At 70.5% G+C, this 17373-nt stretch carries 18 protein-coding genes; 11 read left to right on the top strand and 7 right to left on the bottom strand.

Translation table 11 applies throughout. The features are described from left to right. Position 1: 1 nt before the first annotated feature. The 3 genes from EDF33_RS00630 to EDF33_RS00620 all read left to right on the top strand — a co-directional run bounded on the left by EDF33_RS00630 (position 2) and on the right by EDF33_RS00620 (position 2117). Positions 2–283 carry a hypothetical protein gene (locus tag EDF33_RS00630; RefSeq protein ID WP_123936868.1) on the top strand — a complete coding sequence of 94 codons (282 nt, stop codon included), beginning with the start codon at positions 2–4 and terminating at the stop codon, positions 281–283. A gap of 137 nt (positions 284–420) precedes the next feature. Next, entirely contained in the window at positions 421–1023 is a 603-nt protein-coding gene (locus tag EDF33_RS00625; protein WP_123293291.1) for an FABP family protein, read from the top strand. Next, the gene (locus EDF33_RS00620; RefSeq protein WP_132099065.1) at positions 1023–2117 is read left to right on the top strand and encodes a folate-binding protein YgfZ; all 1095 of its coding nucleotides are present in this window, start codon (positions 1023–1025) and stop codon (positions 2115–2117) included. The genes EDF33_RS00625 and EDF33_RS00620 overlap by 1 nt, the downstream gene beginning before the upstream one ends. 205 nt (positions 2118–2322) lie before the next feature. Here the strand turns inward: EDF33_RS00620 and EDF33_RS00615 are convergent, their stop codons facing one another. Further along, positions 2323–3096, bottom strand: a complete 774-nt coding sequence (locus EDF33_RS00615) for a class I SAM-dependent methyltransferase (RefSeq protein ID WP_132099064.1) — start codon at positions 3094–3096, stop codon at positions 2323–2325. Positions 3097–3141: 45 nt separating this feature from the next. Between EDF33_RS00615 and EDF33_RS00610 the strand changes: the two genes are divergently transcribed. Then, positions 3142–3888 carry a phosphoglyceromutase gene (locus tag EDF33_RS00610; RefSeq protein ID WP_132099063.1) on the top strand — a complete coding sequence of 249 codons (747 nt, stop codon included), beginning with the start codon at positions 3142–3144 and terminating at the stop codon, positions 3886–3888. 188 nt (positions 3889–4076) lie between these two features. On the opposite strand, the gene EDF33_RS00605 is transcribed toward EDF33_RS00610, so the two are convergent. Together EDF33_RS00605 and phoU are read right to left on the bottom strand one after the other, a co-directional pair. Continuing rightward, positions 4077–4625, bottom strand: a complete 549-nt coding sequence (locus tag EDF33_RS00605; protein WP_131921923.1) for an AAA family ATPase — start codon at positions 4623–4625, stop codon at positions 4077–4079. Between the two features lie 45 nt (positions 4626–4670). Further along, positions 4671–5339, bottom strand: a complete 669-nt coding sequence (gene phoU, locus EDF33_RS00600) for a phosphate signaling complex protein PhoU (RefSeq protein ID WP_123293296.1) — start codon at positions 5337–5339, stop codon at positions 4671–4673. Positions 5340–5485: 146 nt separating this feature from the next. Here phoU and EDF33_RS00595 point away from each other — a divergent pair, with 146 nt between their 5' ends. Together EDF33_RS00595 and EDF33_RS00590 are read left to right on the top strand one after the other, a co-directional pair. After that, on the top strand, positions 5486–6652 hold the full coding sequence (locus tag EDF33_RS00595; protein ID WP_111085243.1) for an ATP-binding protein: 1167 nt from the start codon (positions 5486–5488) through the stop codon (positions 6650–6652). Beyond that, entirely contained in the window at positions 6649–7329 is a 681-nt protein-coding gene (locus tag EDF33_RS00590; protein ID WP_111085241.1) for a response regulator transcription factor, read from the top strand. Before EDF33_RS00595 ends, EDF33_RS00590 begins: the two co-directional genes overlap by 4 nt. An 84-nt stretch (positions 7330–7413) precedes the next feature. Here EDF33_RS00590 and EDF33_RS00585 read toward each other — a convergent pair whose 3' ends face one another. Beyond that, a complete protein-coding gene (locus tag EDF33_RS00585; RefSeq protein ID WP_123293297.1) occupies positions 7414–7932 on the bottom strand; it encodes a DNA modification methylase in 519 nt (172 codons plus the stop codon). 155 nt (positions 7933–8087) lie between these two features. On the opposite strand from EDF33_RS00585, the gene EDF33_RS00580 reads away from it, so the two are divergent. From EDF33_RS00580 to rlmB, 4 genes are read left to right on the top strand one after another with little or no spacing between them, the layout of a single operon-like run. After that, positions 8088–8570, top strand: a complete 483-nt coding sequence (locus EDF33_RS00580) for a CarD family transcriptional regulator (RefSeq protein WP_017888066.1) — start codon at positions 8088–8090, stop codon at positions 8568–8570. Between the two features lie 41 nt (positions 8571–8611). Beyond that, positions 8612–9802 (top strand): 2-C-methyl-D-erythritol 4-phosphate cytidylyltransferase, encoded by a 1191-nt coding sequence (ispD, locus tag EDF33_RS00575; protein ID WP_132099062.1) that lies wholly within the window; start codon positions 8612–8614, stop codon positions 9800–9802. Between the two features lie 18 nt (positions 9803–9820). Next, the gene (gene cysS, locus EDF33_RS00570; protein WP_132099061.1) at positions 9821–11230 is read left to right on the top strand and encodes a cysteine--tRNA ligase; all 1410 of its coding nucleotides are present in this window, start codon (positions 9821–9823) and stop codon (positions 11228–11230) included. 28 nt (positions 11231–11258) lie between these two features. Beyond that, entirely contained in the window at positions 11259–12269 is a 1011-nt protein-coding gene (rlmB, locus tag EDF33_RS00565; RefSeq protein WP_123936859.1) for a 23S rRNA (guanosine(2251)-2'-O)-methyltransferase RlmB, read from the top strand. 439 nt (positions 12270–12708) lie between these two features. Here the strand turns inward: rlmB and EDF33_RS00560 are convergent, their stop codons facing one another. Beyond that, entirely contained in the window at positions 12709–14019 is a 1311-nt protein-coding gene (locus tag EDF33_RS00560; protein ID WP_132099060.1) for a DUF4032 domain-containing protein, read from the bottom strand. Between the two features lie 88 nt (positions 14020–14107). Next, a complete protein-coding gene (gene ugpC / locus EDF33_RS00555; protein ID WP_123293301.1) occupies positions 14108–15208 on the bottom strand; it encodes a sn-glycerol-3-phosphate ABC transporter ATP-binding protein UgpC in 1101 nt (366 codons plus the stop codon). A gap of 264 nt (positions 15209–15472) precedes the next feature. Here ugpC and EDF33_RS00550 point away from each other — a divergent pair, with 264 nt between their 5' ends. Beyond that, positions 15473–16423 carry a thioredoxin domain-containing protein gene (locus EDF33_RS00550; RefSeq protein ID WP_132099059.1) on the top strand — a complete coding sequence of 317 codons (951 nt, stop codon included), beginning with the start codon at positions 15473–15475 and terminating at the stop codon, positions 16421–16423. Between the two features lie 3 nt (positions 16424–16426). On the opposite strand, the gene EDF33_RS00545 is transcribed toward EDF33_RS00550, so the two are convergent. After that, positions 16427–17320 carry a neutral zinc metallopeptidase gene (locus tag EDF33_RS00545; protein ID WP_132099058.1) on the bottom strand — a complete coding sequence of 298 codons (894 nt, stop codon included), beginning with the start codon at positions 17318–17320 and terminating at the stop codon, positions 16427–16429. Positions 17321–17373: the final 53 nt, after the last annotated feature.

Raw genomic sequence — 17373 nt, 5'->3', positions numbered from 1 at the left:
CGTGACCCAGCCAGTGCAGCCCACCGACCAGCGGCGCCTCAAGCTGACGTCCGTCCTGCCGGTCTGGATCCTGGCCGTCGTCGGGGCGGTGCTCGTCCTGACGCTCGCCGAGCGCGACGCCTTCGCCTGGCTGCTGCTCGTGTTCGTCGCCTGCGTGATGGTGAGCTTCGTGCTCCAGCTCATCACCGCGACGAAGGACGGGCTGGTCGAACGGATCAGCATCGCATCGTCCGGTGCCTTCGTCGTGGTGCTCGTCACCGCGGTGGTGCTCCTGGCGCGTTGAGCCGAGCCGCGTAGACTCCGGGGCATGGATTCGCTGCTTGCGCTCGAGCTGTTCTACGTGGGCCTCCTCGGCCTGGCGTCGCTCGCGATCGCGTTCATCTCGGTCGTCGTCGTCGTGAAGCTGTTCAAGGGTCAGCGTTGATCGAGCTCCCCGAGGGCCTGGCGCCCGAACTGGTCCCGTTGTCGTGGCTCGTCGGCGTCTGGGAGGGCACCGGCGTCGTGGAGTACCCCGTCGGTGACGAAGAGGCACCACGCACCTACGAGTTCGGCCAGCGCGTGAGCTTCAGCCACGACGGCCTGCCGTACCTCAACTACTCGTCCACGACCTGGCTGCTCGACGACGACCACACCCCGCTCGCCGCCGAGATGGGCTACTGGCGGATCGACCGTCCGACCGAACCCGGCGACCGCGGACCCGCGATGCTCCTGGGCGAGGGACCGACGCCGTTCACCACCGTCGAGAGCGTCGAGGCGCTGCGCAACACCACCGACGGCTTCGACGTCGAGGCCGCGATCGTGCACCCGACGGGCGTCAACGAGCTCTACGTCGGCCGCGTCCTCAAGGGCCGGATCGACCTGGCCACCGACGCCGTGATGCGCTCGCCGAACGCGAAGGACTACTCCGCCGCGACCCGCCTGTACGGCCTGGTCGAGGGCAAGTTGTTCTGGGCGTGGGACATCGCCGCCCTCGGTCGCGAACTCACCTCGCACGCCTCGGGGCAGCTCGCGAAGGTCGACTGATGTCGGCGTTCGCGGTGCGCGACGGCTTCGTCGCGGCATCTGATGCGCCCGGCGCGCCCGCAGCCCACTTCGGCAACCCCCTGGGCGAGCAACGGCTGCTGGCCCGTGGCCGCGCGGTCGTCGAGCTCGGTCTCGGCGTGGTCACCGTCTCCGGCCCGGACCGCCTGTCGTGGCTCAACTCGATCACCTCGCAGCAGCTGACCGGCCTGCCGACCGGCGTCAGCACCGAGACCCTCGTCCTCGACCAGTCCGGCCGGGTCGAGCACGCCGCCCGCGTGGTCGACGACGGTGCGGTCGTGTGGCTCCTCACCGAGTCGCAGGACGCCGCACCGCTCGCCGCCTGGCTCGACTCGATGCGCTTCATGCTCCGGGTCGAGGTCGCCGACCGTTCGGCCGACTTCGCGACCCTCGGCTGGTTCGGCGAGGCCGCCCCGTTCGCGTCGACCGTCCTGCCGGACCCGCCCGTCGTCGAGTGGGTCGACCCGTGGGCAGCCGTCACGCCCGGTGGGTGGAGCTACGCCGCCCAGGAGGCCCACCCCGGCTCCGACTGGACCCTCCGCGTCGCCGTGGTCACGCCCGGCACCTCGGCCGCGATCGCTGCGTCGGACGAACCCGTCGCGGGGCTGCTCGCGTACGAGGCACTGCGGATCGCCGCCTGGCGTCCGACGCTGTCCGACGCCGACGAGCGCACCATCCCGCACGAGCTCGACTGGCTCCGCTCCGCCGTGCACCTGACGAAGGGCTGCTACCGCGGGCAGGAGACCGTCGCGAAGGTGCACAACCTGGGCCACCCGCCGCGTCGGGTCGTGCAGCTGCACCTCGACGGCTCCGACGCCGTGCTGCCGGCTCCGGGCACGCCCGTGATGCTCGGCGACAAGGAAGTCGGGCGACTGTCGGCCTCGGCGGTCCACCACGAGCTCGGCCCGATCGGACTGGCCGTGGTCAAGCGTTCCCTCGACCCCACCGCGACGCTGACGCTCATCGCCGACGACGTCGTGGTGACGGCGGCGCAGGAGACCATCGTCCCGCCGGAGGCCGGCGCCACGGCGAACGTCCCGCGGCTGCCCCGGCTCGGAGCCGTCAAGCGCTCGTAGGCTCCGTCCGCCGGTCGTCGGTCGCCTGGTGTGTGCGCAGGTTTCCGACAGTCCACGCGTTGATCGACTGGTGTTCCGTCGGGTGATGCGCACGTATCGTGTGCGTGTGCATCTTCCGACAGTGCACGCGGTGATCGACTCGTGGATCGTCGCGAATGCGCCGCCGCCATGGCGCAGTCCCGCCGCCGCGCCGCCGCCGCCCCCGTCAGGCGGGCTCGACCGCGGCCCACGGCACACTGAGCTCGCCGAGCCGCCACCTCGTCGGCCCGTGCAGCACCGGCCACCCGCGGTCGCGCATGCCCCGCACGGTGGCGATCCACCGCTGCCGGGGCCCGTACGTGCCGAGCGGCGCCGCCACCGCCCACGACAGGTCGAGGTCTCGCAGGAACGCGTGCACCCGCTCACCCGGCACGTTCCGGTGGATGAGCGCCTTCGGCAGCCGTTCGGCGACGATCGACGGCACGTCGAGTCCGGCGAGCCGCAGCGACACCGTGAACGACACCGGTGCGTGCTCGTCGAGCGTCACCCACGAGGCCACCCGCCCGACCTCGTTGCACGTCCCCTCGACCAGCGCGCCGCCGGGCTGCAGCCGGTCCTGCATGATCCGCCACGACCCCACCACGGCGGACTCGTCGTACTGCCGCAGCACGTTGAACGCCCGGATCACGGCCGGTCGGCGCTGCCCGGGGGTGGGGGTCTCGAAGCCCCCGAGCCGGAACGTCACACCGTCGCGGGTGCCCGCGTTCGCGAACGCCACGCGTGCCGGCTCGATCTCGATGCCGGTGACCTCGACGTCCGGACGCACCAGGGCCAGACGGTCGCGCAGCTCGAGCGTCGTCGTCGGCGAGGCCCCGTACCCGACGTCGGCGACCAGCGGGTCGTCGGCCTTGCGGAGCGCCGGCAGCGACGCGATCCACCGGTCGACACGGCGGAGCCGGTTGTACCCGGTCGTCCCGCGCGTCACGTTCCCGATGGGCATGACGTCAAGGGTACGGGCCTGCCGACGCTCGGTAGACTCGGGAGCATGACCTCCACGCTCGTCCTGCTCCGTCACGGAAACAGTGACTGGAACCAGAAGAACCTGTTCACCGGTTGGGTCGACGTCCGGCTCAGCGAGCTGGGCGAGAAGGAGGCGAAGCGCGCCGGCGACCTCATCGCCGAATCGGGCATCGTCCCCGACGTCCTGTACACCTCGCTCCTCACCCGCGCGATCCAGACGGCCGACATCGCGCTGCTCCAGGCCGACCTCGCCTGGCTGCCGGTCAAGCGCGACTGGCGCCTCAACGAACGCCACTACGGCGACCTGCAGGGCAAGGACAAGGCCCAGACGCTGGCCGAGTACGGCGAGCAGCAGTTCATGGAGTGGCGCCGGTCGTTCGACGTCCCGCCGCCCCCCATCGCCGACAGCGCCGAGTGGTCGCAGGCCGGTGACCGCCGCTACGCCGACCTCGGCGACGAGCTGCCGCGCACCGAGTCGCTCAAGCTCGTGATCGACCGGCTGCTGCCCTACTGGGAGTCGGACATCACGAAGGACCTGGGCGAGGGCAAGACCGTGCTGGTCACCGCCCACGGCAACTCGCTCCGCGCGCTCGTCAAGCACCTCGACGACATCTCCGACGACGACATCGCCGGGCTGAACATCCCGACGGGCATCCCGCTGGTGTACGAGCTCGACGACGACTTCCGTCCGACGAAGCCGGCGTACTACCTCGACCCCGAGGCCGCTGCCGCCGGCGCTGCCGCCGTGGCTGCCCAGGGCGCCAAGAAGTAGCACCGCACGCATGAACGCCCCGTCCGGTCTCCGGGCGGGGCGTTCGTCGTTCTGCCTGGTGTGGCCGCGAAAGCGACAGTGTGCCGCGAACGTTCCGCCGACTCCTGTCGCTCTGCCGGGAGGAACGGATCACCGCGCCGACGACGTGTCGCTTCGGCGGGGCGGTCGGCTCCTCGAGCCTCGGCTGGTCAGACGAAGTGCGACGCGATCTCCTGCACGAGGGCACCGACGTCGTAGGGCTTCGTCGTGTCGACGCGGACTACCGGGACGCCCGGCAGCCCGACCGGCTGCGCGTCGTCGCCGTGCTCGTCCCAGAAGGCCAGCACGCCGGCCAGGTCCCCATGCACCTCGTGCCGCACCGGGACGGTGCCCGGGTCGTACCGGTCGTGCAGCCGATCTTCGGCGGCGGCGCGGTCCGTGTCGCACCACACCTCGACGGCGCGAGGCGACCCGGCGGACGCGAGCCCAGCCTCCAGGAGGTCGCGATCGCGTGACGGGAGCCAGACGGCGTCGAGGACGACCCCGTTCTCCACGGCCCGCGTCATCGACCACATGGTCTCCATCGCGATGCCACCGAGCGGACGCGACGCGATCATCGGCCCGACGATGTCGGCGAGGGGCTCCTTGATCCGGTCCTTCGACAGGAACGGGCAGCCGAGCACCTCGGCCAGCGCAGCGCCGATCGTGCTCTTGCCGGAACCGGGCATGCCGTTGACGATGATCGCGACCTGAGCCATGCCTCGATCCTCGCAGACCGCGCAACCGCGGTCAGACCACGGCGCTCAGACCGCGGCGGTCGAACTCGAGGCGCCGGTCCAGTCGCCGGTCGCCAGGTACTCGACCTTCTTGGCGATCGATACCGCGTGGTCCGCGAAGCGCTCGTGGTAGCGGGAGGCCAGGGTGGCGTCGACGGTGTCGATCGGCCCGCCCTTCCACGCCTCGCCGAGCACGAAGTCGAACACGCTCGCGTGCAGTTCGTCGACGGCGTCGTCCTCGTCGCGGATCTCCGCGGCCAGCGCGATGTCCTCGGTCGCGAGCAGCCGCGTGAGCTTCTGCGACATCGCGACGTCGTGCTTGCCCATCTCCTTGAAGGTGCCGCGGAGTCCCTTCGGCACGACCTTCTCGGGGAAGCGCTGGCGGGCGAGCTGCGCGATGTGCTCGGCCATGTCGCCCATGCGCTCGAGCGAGGAGCTCACGCGCAGGGCGGTGACGACGACGCGCAGGTCGCGGGCGACCGGAGCCTGGCGGGCCAGGATGTCGATGGCGATCTCGTCGAGGCTGTTGGCGGCCTCGTCGATCTTCTGGTCGTCCGCGATCACCTCCTCGGCGAGGGCGACGTCGGAGTCGCTGAAGGCCTGGGTGGCCCGGGTGATGGCGGACTCGACGAGTCCTGCGATCTCGGTCAGTCGCTCCTGGACGTCCTGGAGTTCCTGCTGGAAGACTTCGCGCATGGGGGAGTACCTCTCTCTGCGTACCGGACGAGTGTCGTCAGCCCAGGTGAACGAACGGTGACGTGGGGCTGAACGCTTCGCGATCCGGCCTTCCGGGACGGGTGAACGGTACCGGAACCCCGCATGACCATCCCTACACTGGCGGCATGGACAACGCGTGGCTCGTGCCACTGTCGATGCTCCTCGGCGGGGTCTTCGGCGCGGGCGTCGTGGTGCTGATCATCACCGCCGAGCGCACGGCTCGTGCAGCAGACGTGGCGGAACGCACCCTGCCGGACGGTGTCGCAGCGGTGATCGCGACGATGCACAACCCGGCGGTGGTCATCGACCCGTCGAACACGGTCGTGGCCGCATCGCCCCAGGCGCTGACCGTCGGGCTCGTCGTGCGGCGCCGGCTCGTGCACCAGGAACTCCTCGACCTGGTCGACCGGGTGCGCAAGAGCGGCGAGATGGGGGCGGAGGACCTCGAGCTCCCGCGCGGACGGCACGGGGAGCTCATCGGCTACCTCAGCTTCCGGGCCGCGCAGCTCGGCAACCGGTACGTCCTCATCACGGCCGACGACCTGACCGAGAGCCGGCGCATCGACGAGGTCCGCCGTGACTTCGTCGCCAACATCTCGCACGAGCTGAAGACCCCGATCGGCGCCATCGGCCTGCTGTCCGAGACCCTCGTGATCGCGGCCGACGACCCGGAGCACGTCAAGAAGTTCGCGGCGCAGCTCATCACCGAGTCCGAGCGGCTCGGCGCCCTGACGAAGGACATCATCGAGCTGTCCCGGCTGCAGTCGGTCGACGCGTTGGAGAACAGTGAGGAGACCGGTGTCGACAAGATCGTGCAGGCCGCGGTCGACGCGAACGAGGTCGTCGCGCGCGCCCGCTCGATCGAGATCATCCGGGCGAAGAAGTCGAAGCTCCGGGTGATGGGCGACCCGGGCCTGCTGCAGGTCGCCGTCTCGAACCTCATCGCCAACGCGGTGAAGTACTCGCCCGACGGCACCCGCGTCGGCGTGGGCGTCCGGTCCGCGAAGGGCTTCGTCGAGATCGCGATCACCGACCAGGGCGTCGGCATCCCCGAGGCCGACCTGGACCGCGTGTTCGAGCGGTTCTACCGTGTCGACCCGGCACGGTCACGGGCCACCGGCGGCACCGGCCTGGGGCTCGCCATCGTCAAGCACGTCGTCGGCAACCATGGCGGCGACGTCCGTGTCTGGTCGCAGCCCGGCAAGGGCTCGACCTTCACCATCCGCCTGCCCGAGGCGGACACCGAACTGACCACCGCACTCGAAGAGCAACTGGAAGAGCAGCCATCGTGACCAAGATCCTCATCGTCGACGACGAGCCGGCCCTGAGCGAGCCCCTGGAGTTCCTGCTGCAGCGTGAGGGGTACGAGACCTCCGTCGCGGCCGACGGCGTGACCGCGCTGTCGAAGTTCGACTCGGAGAACCCGGACCTGGTGCTCCTCGACCTCATGCTGCCGGGGCTCTCCGGCACCGAGGTCTGCCGCCAGATCCGGACCCGGTCGAACGCGCCGATCATCATGCTGACGGCGAAGGACTCCGAGGTCGACATCGTCGTCGGGCTCGAGCTCGGCGCGGACGACTACGTGACGAAGCCGTACTCGACGCGCGAGCTGCTGGCCCGCATCCGTGCGGTCCTGCGCCGACGCACCGAGGACGACCCGGCGGACAGCGGGATCCTGCAGGTCGGGGGCATCCGGATGGACGTCGAGCGGCACACGGTGTCGGTGGACGGGTCGGAGACGGCGATGCCGCTCAAGGAGTTCGAGCTGCTCGAGCTGCTGCTCCGGAACGCCGGCCGGGTGCTCACCCGTGGGCAGCTCATCGACCGGGTGTGGGGCTCCGACTACTTCGGCGACACCAAGACGCTCGACGTGCACATCAAGCGCATCCGCTCGAAGATCGAGCGCGTGCCGTCCACCCCGGAGATCCTGGTGACGGTCCGCGGTCTCGGGTACCGCATCGAGGCCTGAGACGGACGGACAGGAGGCCCGGCGCGAGTCCCTGGGACTCGCACCGGGCCTCCTGTCTGACGCGGTGGCGCTTGCGCGGTGCGGCTACTCGCCGTCCGTCGGCGTGGCCGACGGGGTCTCGACCGGCAGCGTGATCTGGCCGGACGGCTCGGGGGTCGAGGTCGGCGCGAGGGTGGCGTACTCCTCTTGCGAGGTGGTCAGCACCGGCACGTTGGCCGAGACGCCTTCGGCGTCGGGGTACGAGAAGTACACCTTGACGAGCGAGCCGGGCTTCGCGTCCGCGCTGTCGAAGTCGAGGGTGTCGTGCTGCGAGTCGTTCGCCAGGTCGACGTGCGAGTTCGCCGGCACCAGCACGGTCTCGGTGTCGCCACCGATCTCGACCGAAACGGTGATGCCGTCGGTGTCGGAGTTGTTCACCAGCGTGCCGATGAACCGCGCGCCCTCGCCGTCGTCCGAGATGAGGATGGCGTTCCGCACGTCGACCTTGCCGGTCGAGACGTTGACGCCGTCGGTGATCTGCTTGATGTCGACGGTGTGCGCGGGCGACATGAACTCGCACCCGGTGGCGCCCAGCGCGATGGTTGCCGCAACGGCGACGGACACGAGTACCCGAGCTCGCAAGAGATTCCTCCGTAAGTCGATGAGGACCAGACGGTCCCGCTCCATCTTAGCGATCACCGGGAAGGCCCAGTGCTGAGGGTCCCCTTACCCGAACACCCCTTGTGGTAAACTGGAAGTCTGGGAACGGAGCCTGATACATGCAATTCGAGGTCGGCGAGACCGTCGTCTACCCCCACCACGGGGCGGCAACCATCTCTGAAGTCAAGACGCGCGTCATCAAGGGCGAGGAAAAGGTCTACCTGAAACTGCGGGTCACGCAGGGTGACCTGACGATCGAGGTACCGGCGGACAACGTCGACCTGGTCGGAGTCCGCGACGTGATCGGCAAGGAAGGGCTCGACAAGGTGTTCGAGGTCCTCCGGGCGCCGTTCACCGAAGAGCCCACCAACTGGTCGCGCCGGTACAAGGCGAACCTCGAGAAGCTCGCTTCCGGGGACGTCATCAAGGTCTCCGAGGTCGTCCGCGACCTCTGGCGACGCGATCAGGACCGCGGCCTGTCCGCGGGTGAGAAGCGGATGCTGGCCAAGGCGCGGCAGATCCTGATCTCCGAGTTGGCCCTGGCCGAGAAGACCGACGAGGACAAGGCATCGACCGTCCTCGACGAAGTCCTCGCGTCCTGAGCGCACTGCACACCACGACGACCGCACGGTTCCCCGAAGGGGTGGACCGGGCGGTCGTCGTCGTTGCAGCCGGGTCCGGAACCCGGCTCGGCATCGGCACCGCGAAGGCGTTCGTGCCCGTCGCGGGGCAGCTCATGCTCGCGCGGGCGCTCGAGCCGCTGTTCACGTTGTCGGCTCCGACGCTGGTCGTCGTGGTCGCGCCGTCGACCCTGCTCGAGGACTGCCGTCAGGTGGTCGCCTCGGTCGCGGGCGCTGCGGTCGCGTACACGGCGGTGGTTCCGGGAGGCACGGATCGCCACGGCTCGGTCCAGGCCGGCCTGGGCGTGCTGCCGGACTCCGTCACCGCGGTGCTGGTGCACGATGCGGCGCGGTGCCTCACGCCGGCCGCGCAGTTCGACCGGGTGTTCGACGCGGTCGAGGGTTCGGTCGCGACCGACACCGGTGACGGCGTCGTCCCCGCGCTCCCCGTCACCGACACGGTCAAGCGGGTGTCCGGCGACGTGGTCGTCGAGACCGTCGACCGGTCCGCGCTCGTCGGGGTCCAGACGCCGCAGGGCTTCCCGCTCGACGCACTCCGACGGGCGTACGCGGTGTCGACGCAGTCCGAGACCGATGACGCCGGCGTGTTCCAGGCGGCCGGTGGCACGGTGCGCTTCGTGCCGGGTGACGCCGATGCCTTCAAGATCACGACGCCGTGGGACCTCGGACGAGCAGAGTCGATCGTCCGGTCGCGCGCCACGGTCCCGGGCGACCCCGGTGCCTCGGCGGTCCGGCTCGGGCTCGGGGTCGACGTGCACGCGTTCGACGTCGAGTCGCCGTGCCGCGTCGGCCTGCTCGACTTCCCCGGCGAACCCGGCCTCTCCGGGCACAGCGACGGTGACGCCGTGGCGCACGCGGTGTGCGATGCCCTGCTCTCCGCGGGTGGCCTCGGTGACATCGGTGGGACGTTCGGCACCGCGGACCCCGCCTACGCCGGAGCCGCCGGGGACGTCTTCATCCGCGGTGCAGTCGGGCTGCTCGCCGACGCCGGCCTCGTACCCGTGTCGGTCACGGTGCAGGTCATCGGGAACCGGCCGCGCATCGGGGCCCGTCGTGCGGAGATGCAGGACGCCCTGTCCGCCGTCGTCGGTGCCCCCGTCGCGGTGTCCGGCACGACGACCGACGGCCTCGGGTTCACCGGCCGGGGCGAGGGGCTCGCCGCGATCGCCACGGCCGTCACCCGACCGGCCTGACGTCCTAGGCTTGGGATCGTGACCGTTCGCCTCTACGACTCCCGCGCCGCAGCCGTCGTCGACCTCGTCCCCCTGGTCGACGGACAGGTCAGCGTCTACGTCTGCGGTCCGACGGTGCAGTCGTCGCCGCACATCGGACACCTGCGCTCGGCCCTGGTGTACGACATCTGGCGCCGCTGGCTGACGTACCGCGGTCTGCGCGTCACTCTCGTGCGGAACGTCACCGACATCGACGACAAGGTGCTCGACCTGGCCGCCGGCACCGACGAAGCGTGGTTCGCCCGCGCCTACCGCGTCGAGCTCGAGTTCACCGCCGCGTACAACGCCCTCGGCATCCTGCCCCCGACCTACGAGCCGCGGGCAACAGCGAGCGTGCCGCAGATGCACGACATCATCACGAAGCTCGTCGACCGCGGTCACGCCTACGTCGCCGCCGACGACTCGGGCGACGTCTACTTCGACACCGGCAGCTGGGAGTCCTACGGGGCGCTCACCCGGCAGCGTCGCGAGGACATGGTCGAGGCCGCCGACGCCGACCCCCGTGGCAAGCGCGACGCCCGCGACTTCGCGCTCTGGAAAGGTGCGAAGCCCGGCGAGCCGTCGACCGCGTCGTGGGACTCCCCGTGGGGCCCCGGTCGTCCGGGCTGGCACATCGAGTGCTCCGCCATGTCGCGGCGGTACCTCGGTCCGGCGTTCGACATCCACGGCGGCGGACTCGACCTGCGGTTCCCGCACCACGAGAACGAGCTCGCGCAGTCCACCGCAGCGGGCGACCCGTTCGCGTCGTACTGGTTGCACAACGGGCTCGTCACGGTCGAGGGCCAGAAGATGTCGAAGTCGCTCGGCAACTCGATCTTCGCCGCCGACTTCCTGGCCGCTGCCCGTCCGGTCGTGGTGCGGTACTTCCTGGGCGCCGCGCACTACCGCTCCTCGATCGACCACCACGACGGCTCGTTGGCCGAGGCCGAGGCCGCGTACGACCGCGTCGACGGGTTCCTGCAGCGGGCCGAGGTGCGGCTCGAAGGCGTGCACCTCGCCGACGCCCCCGCCGTGCCGGACGTCTTCGCCGCCGCGATGGACGACGACCTCGCGGTGCCCCAGGCGCTGGCCGTCCTGCACGAGACCGTGCGCACCGGCAACGCTGCCCTGGACGCCGACGATGCGGAAACGCTCGGGGTCGCGTACCATCAGGTGGCCGCCATGGTAGAGGTCCTCGGCATCGACCCGCGAGCCGCCCACTGGTCGGGGGGCGGTCAGGACACCTCGGCAGGCCCGCTCGCCGCTCTCGTCGAACGCCTCGTGCAGGAGCGCGCGGACGCCAGGGCAGCACGGGACTTCGCTGCGGCCGACCGCGTGCGCGACGACCTCGCCGCCGCGGGCATCACGATCGAGGACACGCCGTCCGGAACACGCTGGAGCATCGCCTGAACACGGCAGTGCCGAACAGGAGCTACGCATGAAGAACGTCTCGGGAAGCAAGAAGGGTCGGCCCGGCGCCGTCCGCACCGGTCGCAAGGGCAACAAGCAGGTGGGTTCCGGTGGTCAGGGTGCCCAGGCGCTCGAGGGTCGCAAGCCGACCCCGAAGGCCGAGGACCGGCCGTACCACCCCGCCGGCAAGCGCAAGGCGGCGAAGGACCGCTTCGAGGCAGCCAAGGGCCGCCACGGTTCCTCGAGCACCCCGCAGGGCCGCACCGGTCGTCCGCCGGCCCGGAAGACCGATGACTCCGAGCTCGTGACCGGCCGCAACTCCGTGCTCGAGGCGCTGCGCACGAAGACCCCGTCGACGACGCTCTACATCGCGTCGCGCATCGAGGTCGACGACCGCGTCAAGGAGATCCTGACGCTCGCGAACCACCGCAGCGTGCCGATCATCGAGCTCATGCGCCCCGAGCTCGACCGCATCACCGGCCACGACAGCGTGCACCAGGGCGTCGCGCTCAAGGTGCCCGCGTACCAGTACGCCGTGTCCGAGGACATCGTCGAGCAGGCCTTCTCGCGCGACCAGGTCCCGCTGCTCGTCGCGCTCGACGGCATCACCGACCCCCGCAACCTCGGTGCGATCATCCGCTCGACCGCCGCGTTCGGCGGACACGGCGTCATCGTGCCGCAGCGTCGTTCGGTCGGCGTCACCGCGTCGGCGTGGAAGACCTCAGCCGGCGCCGCGGCCCGCACGCCCGTCGCGATGGCCCCGAACCTCACCCAGACGCTGAAGTCCCTCAAGTCGATGGGCCTGTTCGTCCTCGGTCTGGACGGCGACGGCGACGTGGAGCTCGACGGCCTCGCGCTCGCCGACCGCCCGATCGTGATCGTCGTCGGTTCCGAGGGCAAGGGGCTGTCGCGCCTGGTCACCGAGACATGCGACGCGATCGTGTCGATCCCGATCTCGAGTGCGACCGAGTCCCTCAACGCCGGCATCGCCGCGAGCGTCACCCTGTGGGAGGTCGCCCGGCGCCGTCGCGCCGAGTAGCCGCGGCGCTTCGTCCGCAGGAACGGTCGCCTCCCCTCGTGGGAGGCGGCCGTTCCTGCGTGCGGTGCCGGCCGGGTCAGGCCCGACGGGTCAGGACACGTCGGATGATGCCCGCCGTGTGGTCACGAGTCGTCGCCGCGCGACGCCGTAGGCGACCGTCCGTGACCGGCCGACGTGCACCTGGCGGGGTGTCGGGCGACCGCTCGACGTCCAACGGCACCACCGGCGGTGCAGGCGTGACGGTCTGGAGGGCCGGCGCCGGTCTCCGGGACGCGCGCCGGGCCTCCAGGCGGTCGCGTTCACGGACCCCGAACGGTCACGACATGTCGGCCGGTGTCCTCCGGGTGGTCGCGTGTCGTCGCTGCGCGACGCCGCCGGCGACGGTCTGTGACCAGTCGGCACCCACCCGGCGGGGTGTCGTGACCGACCGGGGACCGCGTCAGACGGTGGTGCGCCAGTCCTGGACGTCGGACTCGTCGTCTGCGGCTTCGGCGTCGTCGACCACGGGGATCGGCAGCGTCATCGACGACGTCGGCGGGTTGATGAGCAGGCGCTCGTCGCGGCGGTGGCGCAGCACGTCGTTGATGTACGCCGTGGTGGCCTCGGGCAGCGAGACCGACCGCTCCTCTTCCTGCGACATGAACCAGCGGTGCTCGAGCAGTTCGTGGAAGACCTCCGCGGGTTCGAGGCGACCGCGCAGGTCACGGGGGATCGAGCGGACCACGGGTTCGAAGACCCGCGAGACCCACTCGTGCGCCACCATCTCCTCGTCGAGTTCGTCGCGGCCGTTGCGTGCCCGGTACGAGTCGAGGTCGTTGAGCAGGCGTCGGGCTTGGTTCTCGCCGGCGTCCAGGCCGGTCAGCCGCAGCAGGCGTCGCTGGTGGTGTCCGGCGTCGACGACCTTCGGCTGGATCCGCACCTGCGAACCGCCCTCGGTCGTGTGGATCGAGAGCTCCTCGATGTCGAAGCCGAGCTCGTTGAGCCGCTCGACGCGGTCGTTGATGCGCCAGCGTTCCTTGATGTCGAACTGCTCGGTGCCCGTGAGCTCGGTCCAGAGCATCCGGTACTGCGCCACGATCCGGTTGGAGACGTCCACCGGGTCGGCGTTCTCGTCGAGACGCCCGCCGGCCTCGAGGTCGAGGAGCTCGCCGGCGATGTTCACGCGCGCGACCTCGAGGTCGTTCTCGCGCTGCCCGTTCGACAGCCCGCCGGGGTAGAGCTTGCCGGTCTCGGCGTCGACCAGGTACGCGGCGAACGAGCCCGCGTCGCGACGGAACAGCGTGTTCGAGAGCGACACGTCGCCCCAGTAGAAGCCGATGACGTGCAGTCGGACGAGCAGCAGCGCGAGGGCGTCGACGAGACGGGTCGCGGTCTCCGGGCGCAGGGTCTGCGAGTACAGCGCGCGGTACGGCAGCGAGAAGCGCAGGTGCCGGGTCACGAGCACGGGGTGCAGCTGCTCACCGTCTGCGTCGACCCGACCGGTGATGACGGCGACGGGGTCGACGCACGGCACGTCCATGCGCTGCAGCGTGCGGAGCATCTCGTACTCGGAGCGCGCGATCTCCTCGCCGGTCTCCTTCACGGCGGCGACGTACCCACTCAGGTGCACGAAGCGCACGAGGTGCCGTGAGATGCCCTTCGGCAGGGCCACGATGGTCTCGTCCGGCCAGTCCGCCAGCGGCAGGTCCCACGGCAGGTCGAGCAGGCCGGGGTCGACGGTGGCTGCGGTGATGGACATCGAGTCGGGCACGGTGGATCCTTCGGTGTCGTGGGGGACAGCCGAGAGCCCGCGACCCGCCCTTGTGAGGCGGCGCGGGCTCTCGGGGAGTGCGCTTCGGTTACGCGCTGACGACGGCCTTGTCGTCCAGGCGCTCGCCCGACTCGGTGTCGAAGGCGTGCACGTGGCCCGACTTCGGCGTCACCACGATGGTGTCGCCGATCGACGGGTGCGAACGGCCGTCCACGCGGGCGACGATGTCGACGCGCGTGCCCTTGACGTCGGCGTGACCGTAGAGGTAGCCGTCGGCGCCGAGTTCCTCGACCACGTCGACCGTGACCGGCAGGCCCTCGCCCGACTGCGCCACGACGACGTCCTCGGGGCGGATGCCCACGGTGATCTGGGCGGAACGCGCGTTGGAGAGCGTGTCGCGGTCGATCGCGTGGTTGAGCGTGCCGAACTTGATGCCGCCCTCGACGACGTCGGCCGGCAGCAGGTTCATCGCCGGCGAGCCGATGAAGCCCGCGACGAAGACGTTGTTCGGCTTCTCGTACAGGTCGCGCGGCGTGCCGACCTGCTGCAGGATGCCGTCCTTGAGCACCGCGATGCGGTCACCCATGGTCAGTGCCTCGGTCTGGTCGTGCGTGACGTAGACCGTGGTGACGCCGAGACGACGCTGGAGCGACGCGATCTGCGTACGGGTCTGGACGCGGAGCTTGGCGTCGAGGTTCGACAGCGGCTCGTCCATGAGGAACACCTGCGGCTGACGGACGATCGCACGGCCCATCGCGACGCGCTGACGCTGACCACCGGAGAGCGCCTTCGGCTTGCGGCCGAGGTAGTCCTCGAGGTCGAGGAGCTTCGCGGCTTCCTGCACGCGGGTGGCGCGCTCGTCCTTGCCGACACCGGCGATCTTGAGCGCGAAGCCCATGTTCTCGGCGACGGTCATGTGCGGGTACAGCGCGTAGTTCTGGAACACCATCGCGATGTCGCGGTCCTTCGGCGGGACGTCCGTGACGTCGCGGTCGCCGATGCGGATCTGACCGGAGTTGACCTCTTCGAGGCCGGCCAGCATGCGGAGCGAGGTGGACTTGCCACAACCCGAGGGGCCGACGAGGACGAGGAACTCGCCGTCGGCGACGTCCAGGTCGAGGGAGTCGACCGCGGGACGGTTGCCTCCGGGGTAGAGACGGGTTGCCTTGTCATAGGTGACGGACGCCATGAGCGTTCGGTCCTTTCTTCACCGGCAGGTACGTGCCGGACGATCCGAGTGAAGCGGTCAGCCCGCGAGGGCCCCGGATGGTCGTCGTCGACCATCGAGGTTCATACAACACGAGTTCTCGCGGGTGCGCCAGTGTTTTCCCCCTGGCCGGTCGGTTCCCAGAGCGTGGTTGGGTGGTTCCCAGAGCGGCCCACTACAATCGCCGGGTCCGTCCGCCGAGCGGGGGTAGGTCGTGCGGACGCCGATCAGGAGGACGACGCACCGATGACCAACCGCCCCGAGGGTGACGCCCGCGCCGCGCGGAACGAGCGCCGCGAAGCCGCCCGACAGCGAGCGCAGCGCCACAGGACACAGCAGAAGCGCCGCCAGCGCGGAACCCGGCTCGGACTCCAGATCGGACTCGGCGTCGTCCTGCTCGCAGCGGCCGCCGTCGTCACGCTCGTCCTGGTCGACTCCGTGAAGCCAGCAGGCCCCGGGCCCTCGAGCATGTCGCAGGGCGGCATCACCCTCGGCGAGGGGCTCAAGCCCGTGACCGCGTCGAGCAGTGCGTCGCCGAGCGCCTCGGCGACCGCTGGTGCGGGCACGGTGCGCATCACGCTGTACGTCGACTACCTCTGCCCGACCTGCGGCGAGTTCGAACAGGCCAACGGCGACTACATCGAGAGCCTCGTCGATTCCGGCGCCGCCACCGTCGACATCCACCCGCTCGCGGTCCTGTCGAACCGGTCGCAGGGCACGAAGTACTCACTGCGCGCCGCGAACGCCGCGGCCTGCGTCGCCGAGCACTCGCCGGACCAGTTCTACGCGGTCAACAAGGCGCTCTACGCCGAGCAGCCGGAAGAAGGCACACCCGGGCTCACCGACGCGCAGCTCACCAAGGTCGTCACCGGGGTCTCCGGCCTGCAGGACCGCCGGGCCGTCACGAGCTGCATCGCCGACCAGGACTACAGCAAGTGGGTCGACGAGCAGACGACCGCGGTGTCCGGCGGCGACATCCCCGGGTCGACCCTGAGCGACTTCCCCGGCACGCCGCTGGTGCTCGTCAACGGGCAGCAGTACGAGCTCACGTCGCCGATCACGAACGACGACTTCCGCACCTTCGTGGTCACCGCGGCCGGTGCCACCGAGGCGACGCCAACCCCGACCCCCACGCCGAGGGCGACGCCGTCCCGCACGCGGAGCGCGACACCGACGCCCACGCCGACGAAGGGCTGATCGCTACAGCGACGAACCAGGGACGCTGAACGTGTCGCAGCTCGTCGCGCCCTGCTGGTAGCCGCGGACGAACCACTTCTGGCGCTGCTCACTCGAGCCGTGCGTGAACGAGTCCGGATCGACCCGGCCGCTCGAGCGCTCCTGGATGCTGTCGTCGCCCACGGCGCTCGCGGCGGACAGGGCATCGGCGATCTCGGACCGGCTGATCGGCTCGAAGAAGGTCTCGCCGTTCGCGTCCTCGGTGTTCGCCGCGTCGCCGACCCAGGCGCCGGCGTAGCAGTCGGCCTGCAGCTCGACGCGGACACTGCCGGACGAGGCCCCGGTGCCCGATCGGTCCGTGCTCGCGAAGGCACCCTGCAGCTGCTGGATGTGGTGGCCCCACTCGTGCGCGACGACGTACATCTGCGCGAGCGGCCCGCCCGACGACCCGTACTTCGACTGCAGGTCGTCGTAGAACGCGGTGTCGAGGTAGATCGCGCGGTCCGGCGGGCAGTAGAAGGGCCCGGTTGCAGCGGACGCCTGACCGCACGACGTGTCGGTCGAGCCGTCGAACAGGAAGAAGTCCGGCGCCGTGTACGAGATTCCGAGCTTCCGGGCCTCGGCCGTCCAGTAGCCGTCGAGTGACTCGGCTGCGCCCTCCATCCGGCACTCGACCTTGAGGTTGGCGTCTCGCCCGGTGCGGCACTCCGGCGCGGCGTCCACGGTCTCGCCCTGCTGCTGGATCTGCGTCGTGCCGCTGCCGCCGTCGACGAACCCGCTGAGGTCGACGCCCGTGAACTGCGCGATCAGGAAGACGACGATCGCCGTGACGCCGACGGCGCCGCCGCCGACCGCGGCCGTCCGACCCCGGCGCTTCACCCTGCCGCCCTTGAGCTGCGAATCGTCGTTGAACGTCATGCTCCCGAATGTACGGCCCTCGGGACTCGCACGCCGCACGCATGCCCCGCGCG

Origin of the sequence: Curtobacterium sp. PhB146 (assembly GCF_004342995.1) — a bacterium.
In the GTDB taxonomy this organism is placed as follows: Bacteria; Actinomycetota; Actinomycetes; order Actinomycetales; family Microbacteriaceae; genus Curtobacterium.
The sequence above is the reverse complement of the archived record's forward strand: the minus strand, read 5'-3'. Positions and strand labels throughout refer to the sequence as shown.

What these genes read in the sequence shown, in the direction of transcription:
- EDF33_RS00620 (WP_132099065.1), top strand. Translation starts at nt 1,023, where the DNA reads ATGTCGGCGTTCGCGGTGCGCGACGGCTTCGTCGCGGCATCTGATGCG.
- EDF33_RS00615 (WP_132099064.1), bottom strand. Translation starts at nt 3,096, where the DNA reads ATGCCCATCGGGAACGTGACGCGCGGGACGACCGGGTACAACCGGCTC.
- EDF33_RS00610 (WP_132099063.1), top strand. Translation starts at nt 3,142, where the DNA reads ATGACCTCCACGCTCGTCCTGCTCCGTCACGGAAACAGTGACTGGAAC.
- EDF33_RS00605 (WP_131921923.1), bottom strand. Translation starts at nt 4,625, where the DNA reads ATGGCTCAGGTCGCGATCATCGTCAACGGCATGCCCGGTTCCGGCAAG.
- phoU (WP_123293296.1), bottom strand. Translation starts at nt 5,339, where the DNA reads ATGCGCGAAGTCTTCCAGCAGGAACTCCAGGACGTCCAGGAGCGACTG.
- EDF33_RS00595 (WP_111085243.1), top strand. Translation starts at nt 5,486, where the DNA reads ATGGACAACGCGTGGCTCGTGCCACTGTCGATGCTCCTCGGCGGGGTC.
- EDF33_RS00580 (WP_017888066.1), top strand. Translation starts at nt 8,088, where the DNA reads ATGCAATTCGAGGTCGGCGAGACCGTCGTCTACCCCCACCACGGGGCG.
- rlmB (WP_123936859.1), top strand. Translation starts at nt 11,259, where the DNA reads ATGAAGAACGTCTCGGGAAGCAAGAAGGGTCGGCCCGGCGCCGTCCGC.
- ugpC (WP_123293301.1), bottom strand. Translation starts at nt 15,208, where the DNA reads ATGGCGTCCGTCACCTATGACAAGGCAACCCGTCTCTACCCCGGAGGC.
- EDF33_RS00550 (WP_132099059.1), top strand. Translation starts at nt 15,473, where the DNA reads ATGACCAACCGCCCCGAGGGTGACGCCCGCGCCGCGCGGAACGAGCGC.
- EDF33_RS00545 (WP_132099058.1), bottom strand. Translation starts at nt 17,320, where the DNA reads ATGACGTTCAACGACGATTCGCAGCTCAAGGGCGGCAGGGTGAAGCGC.